18 protein-coding genes are annotated in these 17,047 nt (G+C 53.3%); 4 read left to right on the top strand and 14 right to left on the bottom strand.

The window, feature by feature from the left end:
• Nucleotides 1–31: 31 nt before the first annotated feature.
• The 8 genes from ACMGGS_RS16085 to hinT form a co-directional block, all read right to left on the bottom strand.
• Nucleotides 32–571 carry a glycine zipper 2TM domain-containing protein gene (locus ACMGGS_RS16085; RefSeq protein ID WP_414163456.1) on the bottom strand — a complete coding sequence of 180 codons (540 nt, stop codon included), beginning with the start codon at nt 569–571 and terminating at the stop codon, nt 32–34.
• Nucleotides 572–891: 320 nt separating this feature from the next.
• Nucleotides 892–2,196 (bottom strand): NAD(P)/FAD-dependent oxidoreductase, encoded by a 1,305-nt coding sequence (locus tag ACMGGS_RS16080; protein ID WP_414163455.1) that lies wholly within the window; start codon nt 2,194–2,196, stop codon nt 892–894.
• A gap of 235 nt (nt 2,197–2,431) precedes the next feature.
• Nucleotides 2,432–2,974, bottom strand: coding sequence for an alpha/beta hydrolase YcfP (ycfP, locus tag ACMGGS_RS16075; RefSeq protein ID WP_103678050.1), 543 nt, complete (start codon nt 2,972–2,974; stop codon nt 2,432–2,434).
• Between the two features lie 33 nt (nt 2,975–3,007).
• Nucleotides 3,008–4,033, bottom strand: a complete 1,026-nt coding sequence (gene nagZ, locus ACMGGS_RS16070; protein WP_414163454.1) for a beta-N-acetylhexosaminidase — start codon at nt 4,031–4,033, stop codon at nt 3,008–3,010.
• A 2-nt stretch (nt 4,034–4,035) separates the two neighbouring features.
• Nucleotides 4,036–4,866: a thiamine kinase gene (thiK, locus tag ACMGGS_RS16065; protein ID WP_414163453.1), complete on the bottom strand. Its 831-nt coding sequence runs from the start codon at nt 4,864–4,866 to the stop codon at nt 4,036–4,038.
• A complete protein-coding gene (gene lpoB, locus ACMGGS_RS16060) occupies nt 4,847–5,497 on the bottom strand; it encodes a penicillin-binding protein activator LpoB (protein WP_414163452.1) in 651 nt (216 codons plus the stop codon). The genes thiK and lpoB overlap by 20 nt, the downstream gene beginning before the upstream one ends.
• Nucleotides 5,498–5,518: 21 nt before the next feature.
• Complete coding sequence (locus tag ACMGGS_RS16055) at nt 5,519–5,896, bottom strand: YcfL family protein (protein WP_414163451.1); 378 nt, start codon at nt 5,894–5,896, stop codon at nt 5,519–5,521.
• 4 nt (nt 5,897–5,900) lie between these two features.
• A complete protein-coding gene (gene hinT, locus ACMGGS_RS16050) occupies nt 5,901–6,257 on the bottom strand; it encodes a purine nucleoside phosphoramidase (RefSeq protein ID WP_176917245.1) in 357 nt (118 codons plus the stop codon).
• A gap of 347 nt (nt 6,258–6,604) precedes the next feature.
• Between hinT and fhuE the strand changes: the two genes are divergently transcribed.
• Together fhuE and ACMGGS_RS16040 are read left to right on the top strand one after the other, a co-directional pair.
• Entirely contained in the window at nt 6,605–8,800 is a 2,196-nt protein-coding gene (gene fhuE / locus ACMGGS_RS16045) for a ferric-rhodotorulic acid/ferric-coprogen receptor FhuE (protein ID WP_414163450.1), read from the top strand.
• A gap of 151 nt (nt 8,801–8,951) precedes the next feature.
• Entirely contained in the window at nt 8,952–9,380 is a 429-nt protein-coding gene (locus tag ACMGGS_RS16040) for a hypothetical protein (RefSeq protein WP_414163449.1), read from the top strand.
• 63 nt (nt 9,381–9,443) lie between these two features.
• Here ACMGGS_RS16040 and ptsG read toward each other — a convergent pair whose 3' ends face one another.
• The 6 genes from ptsG to pabC all read right to left on the bottom strand — a co-directional run bounded on the left by ptsG (nt 9,444) and on the right by pabC (nt 15,444).
• The gene (ptsG, locus tag ACMGGS_RS16035) at nt 9,444–10,877 is read right to left on the bottom strand and encodes a PTS glucose transporter subunit IIBC (protein ID WP_194205755.1); all 1,434 of its coding nucleotides are present in this window, start codon (nt 10,875–10,877) and stop codon (nt 9,444–9,446) included.
• Nucleotides 10,878–11,172: 295 nt separating this feature from the next.
• Nucleotides 11,173–11,967, bottom strand: coding sequence for a metal-dependent hydrolase (locus ACMGGS_RS16030; RefSeq protein WP_414163448.1), 795 nt, complete (start codon nt 11,965–11,967; stop codon nt 11,173–11,175).
• Between the two features lie 10 nt (nt 11,968–11,977).
• The gene (gene holB, locus ACMGGS_RS16025) at nt 11,978–12,982 is read right to left on the bottom strand and encodes a DNA polymerase III subunit delta' (protein ID WP_414163447.1); all 1,005 of its coding nucleotides are present in this window, start codon (nt 12,980–12,982) and stop codon (nt 11,978–11,980) included.
• Nucleotides 12,979–13,620, bottom strand: coding sequence for a dTMP kinase (gene tmk / locus ACMGGS_RS16020; protein WP_414163446.1), 642 nt, complete (start codon nt 13,618–13,620; stop codon nt 12,979–12,981). The genes holB and tmk overlap by 4 nt, the downstream gene beginning before the upstream one ends.
• Nucleotides 13,610–14,632, bottom strand: coding sequence for a cell division protein YceG (gene yceG / locus ACMGGS_RS16015; RefSeq protein ID WP_414163445.1), 1,023 nt, complete (start codon nt 14,630–14,632; stop codon nt 13,610–13,612). The genes tmk and yceG overlap by 11 nt, the downstream gene beginning before the upstream one ends.
• A complete protein-coding gene (pabC, locus tag ACMGGS_RS16010) occupies nt 14,629–15,444 on the bottom strand; it encodes an aminodeoxychorismate lyase (protein WP_414163444.1) in 816 nt (271 codons plus the stop codon). The genes yceG and pabC overlap by 4 nt, the downstream gene beginning before the upstream one ends.
• 300 nt (nt 15,445–15,744) lie before the next feature.
• Here pabC and ACMGGS_RS16005 point away from each other — a divergent pair, with 300 nt between their 5' ends.
• Nucleotides 15,745–16,281: a fimbrial protein gene (locus ACMGGS_RS16005; RefSeq protein WP_414163443.1), complete on the top strand. Its 537-nt coding sequence runs from the start codon at nt 15,745–15,747 to the stop codon at nt 16,279–16,281.
• A 73-nt stretch (nt 16,282–16,354) separates the two neighbouring features.
• Nucleotides 16,355–17,029 carry a fimbria/pilus periplasmic chaperone gene (locus tag ACMGGS_RS16000; protein WP_414163442.1) on the top strand — a complete coding sequence of 225 codons (675 nt, stop codon included), beginning with the start codon at nt 16,355–16,357 and terminating at the stop codon, nt 17,027–17,029.
• Nucleotides 17,030–17,047: the final 18 nt, after the last annotated feature.

The following is a 17,047-nucleotide window of genomic DNA, read 5'->3' as shown; positions in this document are numbered from 1 at the left end:
CGATGAGGGGCAAACAGTAGATAACGCTTTTTTACGCTTTGTTATTCAGGATCAGCTGACCGTTATTATCGAGCGGGATTTGCGTTCCCGGATCGTCTTTCATGCGGATTTTCCCCTGCTGATCGCCGATTTTATAGGTCACATCATAACCAAGCATATTTTCCGATTTGTCGTACACCGTTTTGCAGCGCTGCTGCGTGGTAGTGTACGTATCCGCTTCCTGCATAGAACCCTGGATCTGGTTACCGGCATAACCGCCGCCCAACGCGCCCGCGATGGTGGCAATGTCTTTACCACGTCCGCCGCCAAACTGGTGGCCTACAACCCCACCGGCGACCGCACCGAGCACAGAACCAGTAATGCGGTTTTCGTCCTGCACCGGGCGTCGGTGCGTGACATTGACGTTACGACACTCTTTACGCGGCGTTTTAACCGTTTCTTTTATCGGCGTTGCTGAGACTACCTGCGCATACTGCGGGCCACGTTCAAAGACGTCCAGACTGGCTACGGCTGCCACACCCAGCGCAGCGGCTACGCCAATCCCTATACCCGCCAACATTGATTTATTCACGGGAGATCCTCCTTCGTTGCTGTTGGTCATAATTTTGCAATCAAGTGGATATTTCGCCAATCAGAACAGCGCCTAAAAACGGGGGATCGGTGGGTAAAACAGAATGATTCAGAGGAGTCTTAGGGCCATACGCCCTTTTGGCAGGATTATATTTTGCCAGGGAGAGAAGTTGCCTGATGGCGCTGCGCTTATCAGGCCTACGGAGGTAGCCGGGTGGGTTGAATGCCTGATGGCGCTGCGCTTATCAGGCCTACGGGCAGCCAGGCTTACGTGTGGTGGATTCACTGGCCGGGCGAGCTTGCGCCGCCCGGCTGCATGGCTTAGTGCAGTTTAAGACGCGGACGGATCACCCGGTTAATGCTGCCGACCAGCATCATCAGACCGGTTTTAAAATAGCCGTGCAGCGCGATCTGGTGCATACGGTACAGTGAGATATACACAAAACGTGCAATACGCCCTTCGATCATCATCGAGCCACGGGTCAGGTTCCCCATCAGGCTACCGACGGTCGAAAAGTTAGACAGCGACACCAGCGAACCATGATCTTTATACTGGTACGCTTTTAGCGGTTTCCCCTTCACCTGCGCCAGGATGTTATGCAGCGCACAGGTTGCCATCTGGTGCGCGGCCTGCGCGCGTGGCGGTACAAATCCGCCTTCCGGACGAGCGCAGGAGGCGCAGTCGCCGATGGCGTAAATATCCGCATCGCGCGTCGTTTGCAGCGTCGGCTCGACCACCAGTTGGTTGATGCGGTTTGTTTCCAGTCCACCTAACTCTTTCATAAAGTCCGGCGCTTTAATGCCTGCGGCCCAGACCATCAAATCAGCTTTAATGTACTCGCCTTCTTTAGTGTGCAATCCGCCTTCGTCGGCGCTGGTCACCATTGTTTGGGTAAGCACTCGCACGCCGAGTTTGGTCAGTTCGTTATGCGCCGCACCCGAAATACGCGGCGGCAGCGCAGGCAGAATACGCTCGCCGGCTTCCACCAGGGTGACATTGATCGCTTCATTGGTCAGCCCTTTGTAGCCGTAACTGTGGAGCTGTTTCACCGCATTGTGCAGTTCCGCAGACAGCTCAACCCCGGTTGCCCCACCGCCGACAATCGCGATATTCACCTTGCCGTTAGCCCCCAGATTTGCCGAGAACTTGAGGAACAGGTTGAGCATCTCCTGATGGAAACGACGCGCCTGATGCGGGTTGTCGAGGAAAATACAGTGCTCTTTAACGCCTGGTGTATTGAAGTCGTTAGAGGTACTGCCAAGCGCCATGATCAGCGTGTCGTAAGGCAGCTTGCGCTCAGGCACCAGTAATTCGCCTTTTTCATCGCGCAGTTCGGACAGGGTCAACGTTTTACTTTCGCGATTAAGATCGATAACCGACCCTAGCTGGAACTGAAAATGGTGATTCCGCGCGTGCGCCAGATAGCTCAGGGCATCCACACCTTCATCGAGTGAACCCGTCGCCACCTCATGCAACAGCGGCTTCCACAGGTGGCTGTGGTTGCGGTCGACGAGGGTGATTTTGGCTTTCTTACCCCGCCCTAACTTTTTGCCCAGCTGCGTTGCCAGTTCAAGACCGCCAGCACCACCGCCTACAATCACAATCTTCTTCAATGGTGTAGTCAACGTGACCCCCTAAAATTATTAACCAATTGTTAACTAAAGGTTATGATAATAACTTTTAGTTAACAACAAGTTACCGCTCTGAAACCGTATCACTCCCATGAGAATAACACGTCAGGGTCATTGGTCATACCAAAATTGATGTACATCAAGTTTTGCCGCTGAAAAGATGAACAACTGTAGACACAGGCAAAAAAAAGGGCCAGCCCGATGGCTGACCCTTTATCTGACAGAATGTTTATCCAAGTGTTTTAAACGCCTTAATGCGCTGTAAGTGCGGAGAGATATTTTTGAACTTGTGGGTCTGCTCTTCATCCCAGACGATTTCATACCACGGGCACAAAATCTCTGCGCTGCGCTGGCTGTTAAGCGCCTCATCCCGGCGCGACAGGATCGCCATACACCGGTCGCGATTCTTCTCACGGAAATTACTCACGCACTTAGTGGCTATATCAGTATATTCTTCCGGGCGATCGATTTTGCCTTCCATATTTTCCGCCGGGAACAGGTTCGGGTTGAACACCACCTGGCGGATATCACAGAGGAAGCCAATGCGTTCTGCCCAGAAACCGCCAAGCCCGACGCCGCAAATCAGCGGGCGATCGTCCGCATTCAACTGGAGCATCTTGTCGACTTCTTTCAGCAGATGCTGCATATCATGCTTCGGGTGACGCGTACTGTAGCTAATCAGTCGCACATCCGGATCGATAAACTGCAACTGCAATACCTTTTCATGGTTGCCCGGGCTGTTTGAGTCAAAACCGTGTAAATAAATAATCATCGCATCCTCACCATACTCTGTATCCCGCAGGGATTAATGGATTGCTTTGTGTTCCTGCCAGCGCGCGTGCAGCTGATTCAGTTGCGCACTTATCGTCTTCCAGCGGGCGGAATCCATCAGTTCCTGACGAGTAAACGTCCCTTTATGATACAATTGCGTAACACGCTGTGCATTGATCGGCGACAGATTATCCAGCACGCTGACCGCCCCTTTACGATTATTGCAGACCAGGATCATATCGCAACCCGCATCCAGCGATGCCTGACCGCGCTCGGCGTAGCTTCCCATGACTGCGGCACCTTCCATCGACAGGTCGTCAGAAAAAATCACGCCATCAAAATGAAGTTCACCACGCAGGACGGTTTTCAGCCAGTGCGGAGACCCACTGGCCGGACGGGGATCGACCTGCGTGTAGATCACATGCGCGGGCATAATGGCGTCGAGACGCTTTTCGTCGATCAGGGTACGGAAGATAGTCATATCCCGGGCGCGAATTTCTGCTTCAGAGCGCGGATCCTGCGGCGTCTCTTTATGCGAGTCCGCCGTCACTGCACCGTGGCCGGGGAAGTGTTTACCGGTAGTTTTCATTCCCGCCGCGTGCATGCCGTCAATAAACCGCCGGGCCATCGCCAGCGCCTTCAGCGGATCGTCATGATAAGAGCGCTCGCCAATCGCGGCACTAATATGACCGACGTCCAGCACCGGGGCGAAACTGATATCAATGTCCATGGCGATCATTTCGCTCGCCATCAGCCAGCCCGCCTCTTCGGCCAGCACGCCACCCGCTTCCAGACCGTGCAATTCGGCAAAAGACTGGGCGGCAGGCAGGCGGGTAAAGCCCTCGCGAAAACGCTGAACGCGTCCACCCTCCTGATCGACGGCCACCACCAGCCGATGATGCGAGGCGGCACGGATCTGGCGCACCAGCTCGCGCAACTGCGCAGGATCGTGATAGTTGCGGGTAAAAAGAATTAATCCGCCTACCGACGGATGCGCCAGAATCTCACGCTCTTCCGCATCCAGTTCAAAACCTTCGACATCCAACATTACCGGACCCACGCTTATCTCTCCTGTATTTTATGTAGCTGTTTCCATGTTTTATCGGCGAGGACGATAAACTGCCCGTCACCGGTTTGCTGCCAGCGGCGCTCAAACCACCCCGCCATCAGCATCAGCACCCACGGGTGCCAGCGTCTGACCTGTCGCCAGAGCAACGATGGCGCGATGCGCGCCGTGGCTGCATAGTCCTCAACCAGCTGGCGTCTCGCCGCCTGTCCTGTCATCCACACTGCCGCCAGCTCCAGCGCGATATCCCCATCACCTGCATATTCCCAGTCAATTAGCCGCAGTCCGCTGGCGGTGTGCACGATATTGCCCGGGTGAACATCCATATGCAGCGGCGACAGCCGCAACGGCTGCGGCTCCCCGCTGCGCTTTAACCGTTTTAACTGCCTGAGCCAGAACAGCGTGCGCCGCTCGCTGGCGCTGTTTTGCCAGTAATACTCCAGCAGCGGGAGAAGCGTAATGCGCCAGCCAAAACGCGGCTGCTGATGGAGATGATACAGCACCTTTACCAGTTCGGAAGTCGCGGGCAACGTGCTTTTTACTGCGCCGTGCAGATAATCGACGACCATCCAGCCGCGCGTGTAAAAACACGCCGACGGCGCGAGCGTGGCAGGCAGGCGGCGAAGCGCATGGTACTGGCGCAGAAAGTGAAATTCAGGGGACTGCGGATCGTGATGCTGACGTAGCACCCTTCTCTGCTGCCCCTTCTCAATGATGCAACTCCCGCCGCCTAACCCGGAGGAGGACTCCGGCGCGACGGGATGATACTGCGGAAAAAAGCGTGACAGTAGCTGGTCACGCGACAGCTTATTGTTGCTGAACTGCACCTTTACCCGACCAGATAATCTCGCCGGTCTGCACCAGCATCAGCTGCATTTGCAGGGTTGGCGTATTCACATTACCCGATGCGTTTGAGTACAGCACATAATGCGCGCCAACGTTACGGGCGATGCCTATGGCTTTACTGCGGCTACCGAGGCTGTCCTGCGGTGACAGACCGAGCTGCTGTTTTGCCATCGACAACTGCTGAGCGGAAACGAGCGTAAATTTACCGTTGTTAGCCAGCGCGTTGCGCAGCGCTTCGGTCGCCTCACTCGCGTTAAGGGAACCGTTAGTGCGGTTGTTCACGCTGTCTACCAGCAGAACGCTACCGCTGTTCACGCCGTCTGCTTGGAGCATTTTCCCGGCCAGAGGCTGAATCGCACTGTTCCAGTCATAGTGGCGCTCACGCGGTGCCGGTGCGGCGGTATCATCCTGATGCTCAATCGGTCCTGGCTGTTCCGGAATGGTCGGCACCGTCGGTACGCCCGGCACCGGCTGCTGCGGCTGAGTCGGTTGCGGCTGCTGCGCGCCCGGCTGAGCGGTATCCACTGGTGCAGGTTGTTGCTCTTTAGTTACACACCCTGCCAGAAAAATCGCGAGGGCGCTAATCAGCGCGAAACGTCGCATCGTTATCATCAAGGTTACCCCGTTATATTGTTATAAATAGAGATAAAGTCTGACCTTCTCGGCACCCAGACCGTTTGCCGTCCCAAACAACGTTACGCCGGAATTTCCAGGAATGGTCACACTGCGCGGTGCCTCCAGAGGGTGCATCTCCAGTCCCCGACCGTCATACCAGTAAAAACGATAGTGCACGGTGACCGGTTCGCGTCGTTCATTAAACAGCGCAGAGGACGCAATCGCCTGGATATCGGAGTTTTTCACTTCAGGCGGCTGAGCGCTGATCCCGGCGGCCAGCACTGTTGCTTCCATAACCAAAGTTTGGTTATCGCCGACCGGAATTTCCGGGCGTGGGGAGCTGCAGCCGGCCAGCAGAGCCATCGTCAGCAACGCTGCATACCGTCCTCTTTTCATCGTATTAGCCTTTATGCGCCAGCATAGGACCCAACGCGCGTCCGCCCAGCAGGTGCATATGGATATGATAGACCTCCTGCCCACCATGACGATTACAATTCAGGATCAGCCGGTAGCCATCCTCAGCAATGCCTTCATCGCGAGCAATCTTGCCCGCGACGGTGATCATCCGTCCCAGGGCTTGCTCGTGCGCTTCTGTCACATCGTTTACCGTTGGGATCAGAATGTTAGGAACGATCAGGATATGGGTGGGAGCCTGCGGGGAGATATCACGAAACGCGGTGACAAGTTCATCCTGATACACGATATCCGACGGGATTTCGCGGCGGATAATCTTACTAAAAATGGTCTCTTCGGCCATGACATTTCCTTAATTCATTATGAGTGCGCAAACCTGACATACAGGATACAACATCCATAAGAGTATGAGCGACTTACTCCCGCTCTTTCAACTTTATCCGACGTTTTCTTTCCCCCTTCTCACTCAGGCGCTGCTGGTTTAAGCAGAAATCCCGACGAAACACGGTCCGCGCGATCAAAACAACGTTCTGGAAAGCGGCGTAACATCTGTTTACAGGATGAACATAAATGCGTATATTTCGCATTTGCATTTACATGCGCGAATGCAAATCAGAATTATTACCTTGCACTTACTACCGGCACCGCATCGGTTTTGAGGCAAATAGTAAACATAACAAAGGGTTTAACATGTCTTTCACTCATTCAACCAGGGATGACCAGCACACGCCTGCCACCACCCCAACTCGTCTGGCCGCCTGCATCGCCTTTGCGCTGATGCCTGCCGCCGTTTTCGCTGCTGATACTAAAAAAGAAGATACCATTGTGGTTGATGCTGCCGCTCAGGCCGCCGCGGATACACAGGAGCAGGATTACAGCGTTAAAGCCAGTACTGCTGGTACGAAAATGATGCTGGTACAGCGTGATATCCCGCAGTCGGTGAGCATTATTAGCGAGCAGCGCATGGAAGATCAGCAACTGCAATCCCTGGGAGAGGTGATGGACAACACCACAGGCATCAGCAAAAGTCAGGCGGACTCCGATCGCAGTCTTTATTATTCCCGTGGCTTCCAGATTGATAACTACATGGTTGATGGGATCCCAACCTATTTTGAGTCCCGCTGGAACCTGGGCGATGCCTTATCTGATACCGCCCTGTTCGAGCGAGTGGAAGTGGTGCGCGGCGCGAACGGGTTGATGACCGGAACGGGGAATCCTTCCGCCTCCATCAATATGATCCGCAAGCATGCGACCAGCCAGGAATTCAAAGGCAACGTTTCTGCGGAGTACGGAAGCTGGAACAAACAGCGCTACGTCGCGGATTTACAAAGCCCGCTGACCGATAATGGTAAAGTGCGCGGTCGCATTGTGGCAGGTTATCAGAATAATGACTCCTGGCTCGATCGCTACAACAATGAGAAAAAATTCTTCTCCGGCATTATCGATGCCGATCTGGGTGATCTGACCACGCTTTCCGCAGGCTATGAATACCAGAGCATCGACGTTGACAGCCCGACCTGGGGCGGTCTGCCGCGCTGGAATACCGACGGCAGTACTAATCACTACGATCGCTCACGCAGCACCGCGCCGGACTGGGCTTATAACAATAAAGAAATTAATAAAGTCTTTGTGACGCTTAAACAGCGTTTCGCCGAAACCTGGCAAGCCACACTGAACGCGACCCACTCCGAAGTGAAGTTCGACAGTAAAACGATGTACGTTGATGCGTATGTCAACAAAGCCGATGGAATGCTGGTTGGCCCTTACAGCAGCTATGGTCCGGGCTATGATTATGTCGGCGGCACCGGCTGGAACAGCGGCAAGCGTAAAGTCGACGCGGTGGATCTCTTTACCGACGGCAGCTACGACCTGTTCGGCCGTCAGCATAACCTGATGATCGGCGGAAGCTACAGTAAGCAGAATAACCGCTACGTGAACACCTGGGCCAACGTGTTCCCGGATGAGCTGGGTAGTTTCTATAACTACGACGGCAACTTCCCGGAAACCAACTGGGGACAGCAGTCTCTGGCGCAGGATGATACCACCCATATGAAATCGCTGTATGCCGCGACGCGCATTTCATTGGCCGATCCGCTACACCTGATCCTCGGTGCCCGCTATACCAACTGGGAGATCGATACGCTGACCTACAGCATGGAGAAAAACCACACCACGCCTTATGCGGGACTGGTTTACGACATTGATGATAACTGGTCGGCCTACGCCAGCTATACCTCTATCTTCCAGCCGCAGAATTACCGCGACAGTTCAGGTAAATACCTTGCGCCGATCACGGGTAATAACTACGAGGTGGGCCTGAAATCAGACTGGATGGACAGCCGTCTGACCACCACGCTGGCCGTGTTCCGTATTGAACAGGATAACGTTGCACAGTCTACCGGCTCGCCTATCGCTGGCAGCAACAATGAGACCGCGTACAAAGCGGTGGACGGCACGGTAAGCAAAGGCGTCGAATTTGAAATTAACGGCGCGATAACCGATAACTGGCAGATGACCTTTGGTGCAACGCGCTATGTTGCTGAGGACAGCGAAGGCAACGCGGTGAATCCTAACCTGCCACGCACCAGCGTGAAACTGTTCTCCAGCTACCGTCTACCGGCTGTACCGGAACTGACCGTTGGCGGCGGCGTGAACTGGCAGAACCGCGTTTACACCGATACCGCGACCCCGTTCGGTACCTTCCGTGCAGAACAGGGCAGCTACGCGCTGGTGGATTTGTTTACCCGGTATCAGGTCACCAAAAACTTCTCCGTGCAGGGTAACGTTAATAACCTGCTTGATAAAACCTACGACACCAATATCGAAGGCTCTATCGTTTACGGCGAACCGCGTAACTTCTCAATTACTGCCAATTACAGCTTCTGATTGTCATCTTCTACAGGGGGCCGCCCGGCTCCCTGCTTTTCAAGCCCTGACTGCCCACCAATTTTTGACATTGTTCCGGTTTATATTTTCAGGGGATACTTCCCTGCTCTGACTCATCGTTGTGCAGGGATCAACTTCAACAGGAGAGAACATGTTTCGCTTTATTATTGCCATCCTCGGCTCGTTAATGATTATGCAATCGGCCTTCGCAGATGCTACCCGTCCTGAAATTGCTAAATACGTTAAAGGCTACGAAGGTCAGGAAGGCGTTCAGGTGTGGACACTGCGAATTGGACCAAAAGAGGCTAACGAATCTTTAGTGCAGATTGCGAATGTTGATAACGCGCTGGATAAGAAGATTATTCGTTGCAAAGTAGAGCCGGCGAGTGGCGGCGCAACCAGTTATAAAACAGAAATCGATGGTAAATCGTGGGAGCTTTTGCGGGTTAAAGATGGCTCGGGCGAACTTTATCTTCCCGGTGAGTCTTCATCGACCTGGGTGGCTTATAGTCAATCGCTATCACAGGAAGGCAATGCCGAACATTTCCTGACGGACTATCTGGAGCAGGAAGCTAAATAATCTCCTCTCCCTGACGTAAAAAAGGCAGCGTTTCCGCTGCCTTTTATCTCCCCAATTTACTGCTTAGCTGTGACGGATATATTCGTCCATCTCAGTTTTCAGGTTGTCAGACTTGGTGCCGAAAATAGCCTGCACGCCAGAGCCTGCCACCACCACACCTGCTGCCCCCAGACGTTTCAGGCCAGGCTGATCGACTTTAGCCACGTCCGCCACGCTTACGCGCAGACGGGTGATACAGGCATCAAGGTTGGTGATGTTATCTTTACCACCAAACGCCGCTACCAGAGCCGGAGCCATTTCGCTGGTCGCGCCCGCTTTGGCGTCTTCACTTGTGTCTTCACGACCCGGCGTTTTCAGGTTCAGCGCTTTGATCAGCACGCGGAAAACCGTGTAGTACACGATCGCATAGCAGATACCGATTACCGGGAACAGCCACAGTTTGCTGCTGTTACCAGACAGAACCACAAAGTCGATCAGGCCATGTGAGAACGAGGTACCGTCACGCATTCCCAGCAGGATACAGATCGGGAAAGCCAGACCGGCCAGAATTGCGTGGATCACATAAAGAATCGGTGCAACGAACATGAACGAGAATTCAATCGGTTCGGTGATGCCGGTCAGGAACGAGGTCAGCGCCGCGGAGATCATGATACCGCCGACTTTAGCGCGGTTTTCCGGCTTCGCCGAATGCCAGATAGCAATAGCAGCAGCAGGCAGACCGTACATTTTGAACAGGAAGCCGCCAGACAGTTTACCCGCCGTCGGGTCACCGGCCATGTAACGCGGAATATCGCCGTGGAATACCTGACCTGCTGCGTTGGTGTATTCACCAATCTGCATCTGGAAAGGAACGTTCCAGATATGGTGCAGACCAAACGGCACCAGGCAGCGCTCAATGAAGCCGTAGATACCGAAAGCGACTACCGGGTTCTGGTAAGCAGCCCACTGCGAGAAGGTCTGAATAGCCGTACCGATAGGTGGCCAAATGAAGGAGAGCACGATACCCAAAAAGATCGCCGTCAGGCCAGAGATGATCGGCACAAAACGTTTACCGGCAAAGAAGCCCAGATACTCAGGCAGCTTAATACGGTAGAAGCGGTTGAACATATATGCCGCAATCGCACCCGCAATAATACCGCCTAATACACCGGTATCTGCCAGATGTTTAGCCGCGATTTCTTCGGCGGGTAAATGCAACACCAGCGGCGCAACAACAGCCATGGTTTTAACCATGATGCCATAAGCGACAACGGAAGCCAGAGCAGAAACACCGTCATTATTGGTGAAACCCAACGCAACGCCGATGGCGAAGATCAGAGGCATATTAGCAAAAACAGATCCGCCTGCTTCCGCCATAACATGTGAAACAACTTCTGGCAGCCAGCTGAAGTTTGCCGACCCGACGCCCAGCAGGATACCTGCGATAGGCAGTACGGAGACTGGCAGCATCAGCGATTTACCGACCTTTTGCAGGTTAGCAAATGCATTCTTAAACATAATTGGAGTGCTCCTGAGTATTTGTGCTTTTTTTACGCTTTCGCGCCTGGATGAGGGGGGAGAGCCTCATCGTTAACCAGGCCTCTTAGGGCCTTTATTTATTACACAGAGTAAAATAATTCATGAGATTTTTGTTTGATGGCAATCACGTTTCCGCCATCAATCATTAGCAGATTTTCATATATTTACAATCGGGATAGCAAAGAAGCTTATAAATTGGCGTCACCACCCGTTTTCAGGCGGTGAACTTTACTCGCTTCTGGCATTAATTACGAGCACTAAAAGAATTAGTGGATCAGGCAGACTGAAGGCGAAGCGGATCGATGTGAAACAGGCTGACGAAGTTCTCTGTGGTTTGCTGCGCCAGTTGTTCAAGCGTCACCCCTTTTAGCACGGCCATATATTCCGCCACGTCGCGCGTCATTGCGGGCTGGTTTTCTTTACCCCGATGCGGTACGGGGGCCAGGTAAGGTGAATCCGTCTCCACCAGCAAACGATCAACAGGAATGTAGCGCGCAGCGTCGCGCAGCTGTTCTGCGTTGCGGAAGGTAACGATGCCGGAAAATGAGATATAGAATCCCATATCCAGGAGTTTGCCTGCCGTTTCGCGATCTTCCGTAAAACAGTGTAGTACCCCGCCGCACTCCGTCACCTTTTCTTCACTCAGGATTTGCAGAGTGTCGGCACGCGCATCGCGAGTGTGTACAATGACTGGCTTGTTAAGCTCGCGCCCGATGCGGATGTGATCGCGGAAAGAGCGTTGCTGCTGCGCTTTGGTTTCTGGGGTGTAAAAGTAATCGAGGCCGGTTTCCCCCATCGCCACCACGCCCTCTTCCGCCGCCAGCGCACGCAGTTCTTCAACGTCATACGCCTCGTCCTGATTAAGCGGGTGAACGCCGCAGGAGAACACCACGTTCGGACGATCGCCCACCAGCGTGCGCATACCGCGATAGCCCGGCAGCGTGGTTGAGACTGCAAGGCAGAATTTCACATCGCGGGCGGCGGCTTTCGCCAGCACATCATCGACGTCTTTATGCAGGGATTGATAATCAAGGCCATCAAGATGGCAGTGTGAGTCGACTAAAAACATAATGTCTCTCTCAGAGGTGTGAAACAGGGAGCGTCACGCCGGGTTGCAGGTAATGCTCCCAGCGTAGCAAGCAATCGGTCAGCGTCAATTCGCGATTAAGGCCCGTCACGTTGAGCAACTGTTGACGGCATGCGCAGATTTCCTGCGCCAGAGTTCGCAATCTGGCTCCGGTAAGGTCCCGCGCCAGAAGACTGACCAACGGCACAACGTCCGCATTGGTCAGGCGGGTGATATGTTGGTTCACTTTCAGCGCATCAAGCATCAGTGTCGCCAGCCAGTGCAGGCGCGAGGCGACATCTTCGTGATTCAGTACCGGCAGAAGCGATAGCCAGTCACGGCGGGTTAGCGCGTTTTCCAGCCCCTGACAGAGCTGCTGGCGCGCCGTCCAGGCGTCGGTCTGCAAAAGCTGAAGCGCCGCGGCTGGCGCATTGCCGCTCAGGCGCAGCGCCGTAAGCAGCATTTCTTGTGACGCCGTCACTTCTCTCGCCAGCCAGGCCAGCGCATACGGTTCTCCGGGCGGTGCGAGGTGATGCATTCGACAGCGGCTACGCAAGGTCGCCAGCAGATGCACCGGTTCACGGCAGGCCAGCAAGAACCAGGTATTTGCTGGCGGCTCTTCCAGCGTTTTCAGCAACGCATTGGCGGCAGCATCGGTCAGAAGCGTCGCGTCGCTTAACCAGACCACTTTCGCCCCGCCAAGCCGCGCGTGTTCATATAATTTTTCGCTCAGTTCGCGCACCGCATCAATGCCCAGCGAACTTTTGCCTTTTTCGGGAGCCAGCGCGTAATAATCCGGATGCGTTCCCGCCTGCATCAGCTGGCAACTATGACACTGGCCGCAGCTTTTATGCCCCTCCGGACGCTGGCACATTAAATAGCGGCTGATGGCATACATCAGCGACTCTGCGCCCATCCCCGGCAAGGCGTGGATCAGTAACGCATGATGGCCACGCCCGCCCTGATAGCTGGTGACCAGCGATTCGAAATGCGGGCGCAGCCACGGATACCATTTCATGCCCCCTGCTCCCTGACCCAGGCAATAATGGTGTCACGGATATCGCTCATCACCTTCTCCAGCGGTTGTGTCGCATCGATCGTGCGAATACTGGCATCCTGCGCCGCCAGTTCCAGGTAACGCGCACGGGTACGGTTGAAAAAGTTCAGCGACTCCTGCTCAATGCGATCCAGTTCACCGCGCGCACGTGCGCGTTTTAGTCCCACTTCAGGCGTTACATCGAGATACAGGGTGAGATCCGGGCGAAAATCGCCGAGTACCGCATCGCGCAGGGTAGCCAGCATAGTACGGTCAACGCCGCGTCCGCCCCCCTGGTAAGCCTGGGTCGAGAGATCGTGACGGTCGCCGATAACCCACTGTCCGTTCGCTAATGCCGGTTTAATGACGGTCTCAACCAGTTGCACGCGGGCGGCGTAAAACATCAGCACTTCGGCTTTGACGTCAATTTTTTCATCGCCCGTGGACTGAATGTCCAGCACCAGGCTGCGCAGTTTTTCAGCCAGAATCGTACCACCGGGCTCACGAGTGAACAGTAAGTCGCTGATGCCTTGCTGTTGCAGGGTTTGCACCACGACATCACGGGCGGTGGTTTTTCCCGCGCCTTCCAGCCCTTCAATGACGATATATTTACTGCGCATTTTTTTCCTTAAGTGCTTTCAAATAGTCCTGCACCGAGCGGTTGTGGCTGGCAAGGTTGGTATTAAAGGTATGCCCGCCTTTACCGTCGGCAACAAAATAAAGATACGACGTTTTTTCCGGATGCGCGGCGGCATTAAGCGATGCTTCGCCCGGCACAGCAATCGGCCCCGGGGGCATTCCCGCGATGACATAGGTATTATACGCGGTTGGCGTCTCCAGATCTTTACGCGTCAGATTGCCATGATAACTCTCACCCATCCCATAAATCACGGTCGGATCGGTTTGCAGGCGCATCCCGCTACGCAGACGGTTGATAAATACAGAGGCGACCCGCGTGCGTTCACTGGCGACCGCGGTCTCTTTTTCGATGATGGAAGCCATCGTCACCATCTGGTTTTTATCTGCGTAAGGTAAATCATCGGCCCGCCCGTCCCAGGCCTTATCAATGGCGGCAACCATTTTATTATGCGCACGCTTAAGCAGTGCCACATCCGTGGTATTGGCGGTATACATCCACGTATCCGGCCAGAACCAGCCTTCGACCCAGTCCGCATGCTCCAGTTTTAACGCGTCGGCGACGGTCGCGTAGCTGTCGTCTTTCAGCGTGTGTTTAATATAGGGGGCATCACGGAGCTGGCGTAGATAGTCACTGACGCGCATCCCCTCCACCAGACGCAGCGGGAACTGTGCCTCTTTGCCGCTCTCCAGCAGTTTTAGCATCTCGCGGACGGTCATACCCGGCGTAAAGCGGTAGGTCCCGGCTTTAAAGTGCGACAGATCTGGCTCAAGGCGCAGCAGCCACTGAAACACGCGCGGACGGTTAATGATTTTCTCTTTATAAAGCTGTTCGCCCAGCGCCAGCCGACCGGTGCCCGCTTGCAGGGTAAAAATGGTCTCGTTGTTAATCAGCAACTTACTGTTCGCCAGATGGCGAACTTTCCAGGCTCCTGCGCCAGCGGCAATACCCAGCACAACCAGCAACAGGAGGATAAAACGCAACATTTTCTTCATGATGTAATCAATGGCTCACAAAGTGGGGCTAAAAAATGATAAAGCTCGCGCGATGACCACTCGTTGTCTTCCCAGCGACGAACCGGTGCCAGCGGCAGCAGCGCGTTGCAAATAAGCACTTCATCGGCATCACGCAGCACATCAGGACGCACAGCGGTTTCGACAACGCGAAAAGGCGATTGTGCGAGTTGAGCGATGCAATGCTGACGCATAATGCCATTAACACCTGCATAATCGAGACGAGGCGTAAACACATCCCTTCCCTTGCGCCAGAATAAATTAGCCGCACAGCATTCCGTAAGCCACCCGTCGCTGTCAAGGACCAGCGACTCATCGGCATCCGTCTGCTCAAGATGAGAGCGAATGAATATCTGTTCGAGACGGTTAAGGTGTTTCATGCCGGCAAGGTAAGGATTACGTCCAAGCGGGACTGGACTGAGCGTCAGCGTAATCCCCTCCTCCCGCCAGCGCGAATAATGGTCAGGATAAGGCGAGGTGCTAAGAATACGCGTCGGTGCCTGGCAGCCTTGCGCACTATAACCGCGCCCACCAGCGCCACGGCTGATGATGATTTTCATTACGCCCTGCTGTTGTTCCAGCGCGAGACTGTTCATTTCGCTCGTCAGTTGCGGCCACGGTTCAAAAGGAATAAGTAATCGCTGGCTCTCGTTCTGGAGTCGATGCACATGTCTTTCAGCCAGAACAACCCGTCCGGCAAAGATCCGCGCGGTGGTAAAGCAACCATCGCCAAACTGCGTGCCCCGATCGTTTACAGGCAGCATTTCAGTACGTAGACCATTCACCAAATACACTGCCGCCCCTCTCGAAATTAAATTGACGAGCTAAATTATATCAATTAAATCATTCAGTGTACATATAATAAGTTGGCTCTATCATTTCCCATAAAAATATCATAAAGAATAATATATATAATGAATAGATTATTTAAGAGAGATTAAAAAGACGATTAAGCATAAATCACAACACCTCTTTAGATTATCCTGTAAGATCCATTTACCCATAGATACAACATTAGCAAAGTAATAGTGTTGATTCTATGGAAATATCCAAGAAATGAAAATATCTAACATCTCTATAAAAGGAAAAGATTAATGAAGGGAAAGCTGACCGCTATTGCTTTATTAGCAGCCGCCGTGACAAGTTCAGCCGTTATGGCCGATGATGGCAAAGTGAATTTCGTTGGAAATATCATCGAACAAGGTTGTGAAGTTAACAGCACTATCAACTCTCCGCTGGAAGTTAAGTTAGGCGATGTTGCAAAAACCGCCTTAGCGGGCACCGGCACCACAGCAGCTAATACCAAATTCACCCTGGTATTAAAAAACTGCCCGGATGACCTGAAAGGCAAGCCTGTGGTAGTTAAATATGACGGTGCAGCAGATACCGTCAATCCTGATACTTTGCAGCTCACCGGCTATGGTGATACTGGCGTCGCTAAAGGTGTTGCAATCCAGTTAGCTAATGAATCAGGAGAAGCTTTACCGCTGGGTCTGAGTTCTGACGAGAAAACGATATCCGCGACCGGCGAAACGAACCTGAATTTCTTCGCCCGCTATATCGCAACTGAAGATACTGTGACCGCAGGTACAGCTAATGGCACGGTAAACTTTACGCTGTCTTATAATTAATATTTTTATTAATTTATTTAACGGCTATGGACTAAACCGGGACATCCCGGTTTAGTCTTCTGAGGCTCATCTGATGACATTTATTAAAACATTACTCGCTACAACACTTCTGTTTTCGATGGCAACCGCGCAGGCTGGCGTAATTATCGGCGGGACACGTGTTATTTATGATGGTAGTAAAAAAGAAACGTCCATTAGCGTCAAAAACCCGGACAAATACTCCTATCTGATTCAGTCATGGGCTGAAAATGAGAGTAATAACGCTGAAAAGGTTCCCTTTATTATCACGCCTCCCCTGTTTCGACTGGGGGCAGCGGAAGAGAACAAACTGCGGATCATTCGTGCCGGTGGAAACCTACCCGAGGATCGGGAATCGATGTTCTGGATGAATATTAAATCGATTCCGGCAACAGAAAATCAACCCGATACCAACACGCTGCAAATTGCCATTAAAACGCGCATCAAGCTTATCTATCGCCCTCAGACACTGACCGCTCAACCAGAAAGCGTCGCGGATAAACTGACATGGCAGCGCAGCGGCAACCAGCTGACGGTAACCAACCCTACCCCGTATTACATGAATTTCAGCGCCATTAAGGTAGGTAACGGCACCGTGAAAGATGCAACCTATGTTGCACCAATGAGCAGTGCACATTTTTCGCTGCCGGCAGGTGCCACCGGCAATGTGAGCTGGATCATTATCAGTGATTTCGGTGCCGCCGGTAATAAACATCAGGCTCGCTTATAACACGTATTAACTCAACTC

Source organism: Superficieibacter sp. BNK-5, assembly GCF_047456055.1.
Classification (GTDB): domain Bacteria; phylum Pseudomonadota; class Gammaproteobacteria; order Enterobacterales; family Enterobacteriaceae; genus Superficieibacter.
This window is presented reverse-complemented; position numbering and strand designations above follow the sequence as displayed.

Coding starts and splice junctions, on each gene's coding strand:
- ycfP (WP_103678050.1), bottom strand. CDS start 2,974: ATGATTATTTATTTACACGGTTTTGACTCAAACAGCCCGGGCAACCAT.
- lpoB (WP_414163452.1), bottom strand. CDS start 5,497: ATGATAACGATGCGACGTTTCGCGCTGATTAGCGCCCTCGCGATTTTT.
- ACMGGS_RS16055 (WP_414163451.1), bottom strand. CDS start 5,896: ATGAAAAGAGGACGGTATGCAGCGTTGCTGACGATGGCTCTGCTGGCC.
- hinT (WP_176917245.1), bottom strand. CDS start 6,257: ATGGCCGAAGAGACCATTTTTAGTAAGATTATCCGCCGCGAAATCCCG.
- fhuE (WP_414163450.1), top strand. CDS start 6,605: ATGTCTTTCACTCATTCAACCAGGGATGACCAGCACACGCCTGCCACC.
- ACMGGS_RS16040 (WP_414163449.1), top strand. CDS start 8,952: ATGTTTCGCTTTATTATTGCCATCCTCGGCTCGTTAATGATTATGCAA.
- ptsG (WP_194205755.1), bottom strand. CDS start 10,877: ATGTTTAAGAATGCATTTGCTAACCTGCAAAAGGTCGGTAAATCGCTG.
- ACMGGS_RS16030 (WP_414163448.1), bottom strand. CDS start 11,967: ATGTTTTTAGTCGACTCACACTGCCATCTTGATGGCCTTGATTATCAA.
- holB (WP_414163447.1), bottom strand. CDS start 12,982: ATGAAATGGTATCCGTGGCTGCGCCCGCATTTCGAATCGCTGGTCACC.
- tmk (WP_414163446.1), bottom strand. CDS start 13,620: ATGCGCAGTAAATATATCGTCATTGAAGGGCTGGAAGGCGCGGGAAAA.
- yceG (WP_414163445.1), bottom strand. CDS start 14,632: ATGAAGAAAATGTTGCGTTTTATCCTCCTGTTGCTGGTTGTGCTGGGT.
- ACMGGS_RS16005 (WP_414163443.1), top strand. CDS start 15,745: ATGAAGGGAAAGCTGACCGCTATTGCTTTATTAGCAGCCGCCGTGACA.
- ACMGGS_RS16000 (WP_414163442.1), top strand. CDS start 16,355: ATGACATTTATTAAAACATTACTCGCTACAACACTTCTGTTTTCGATG.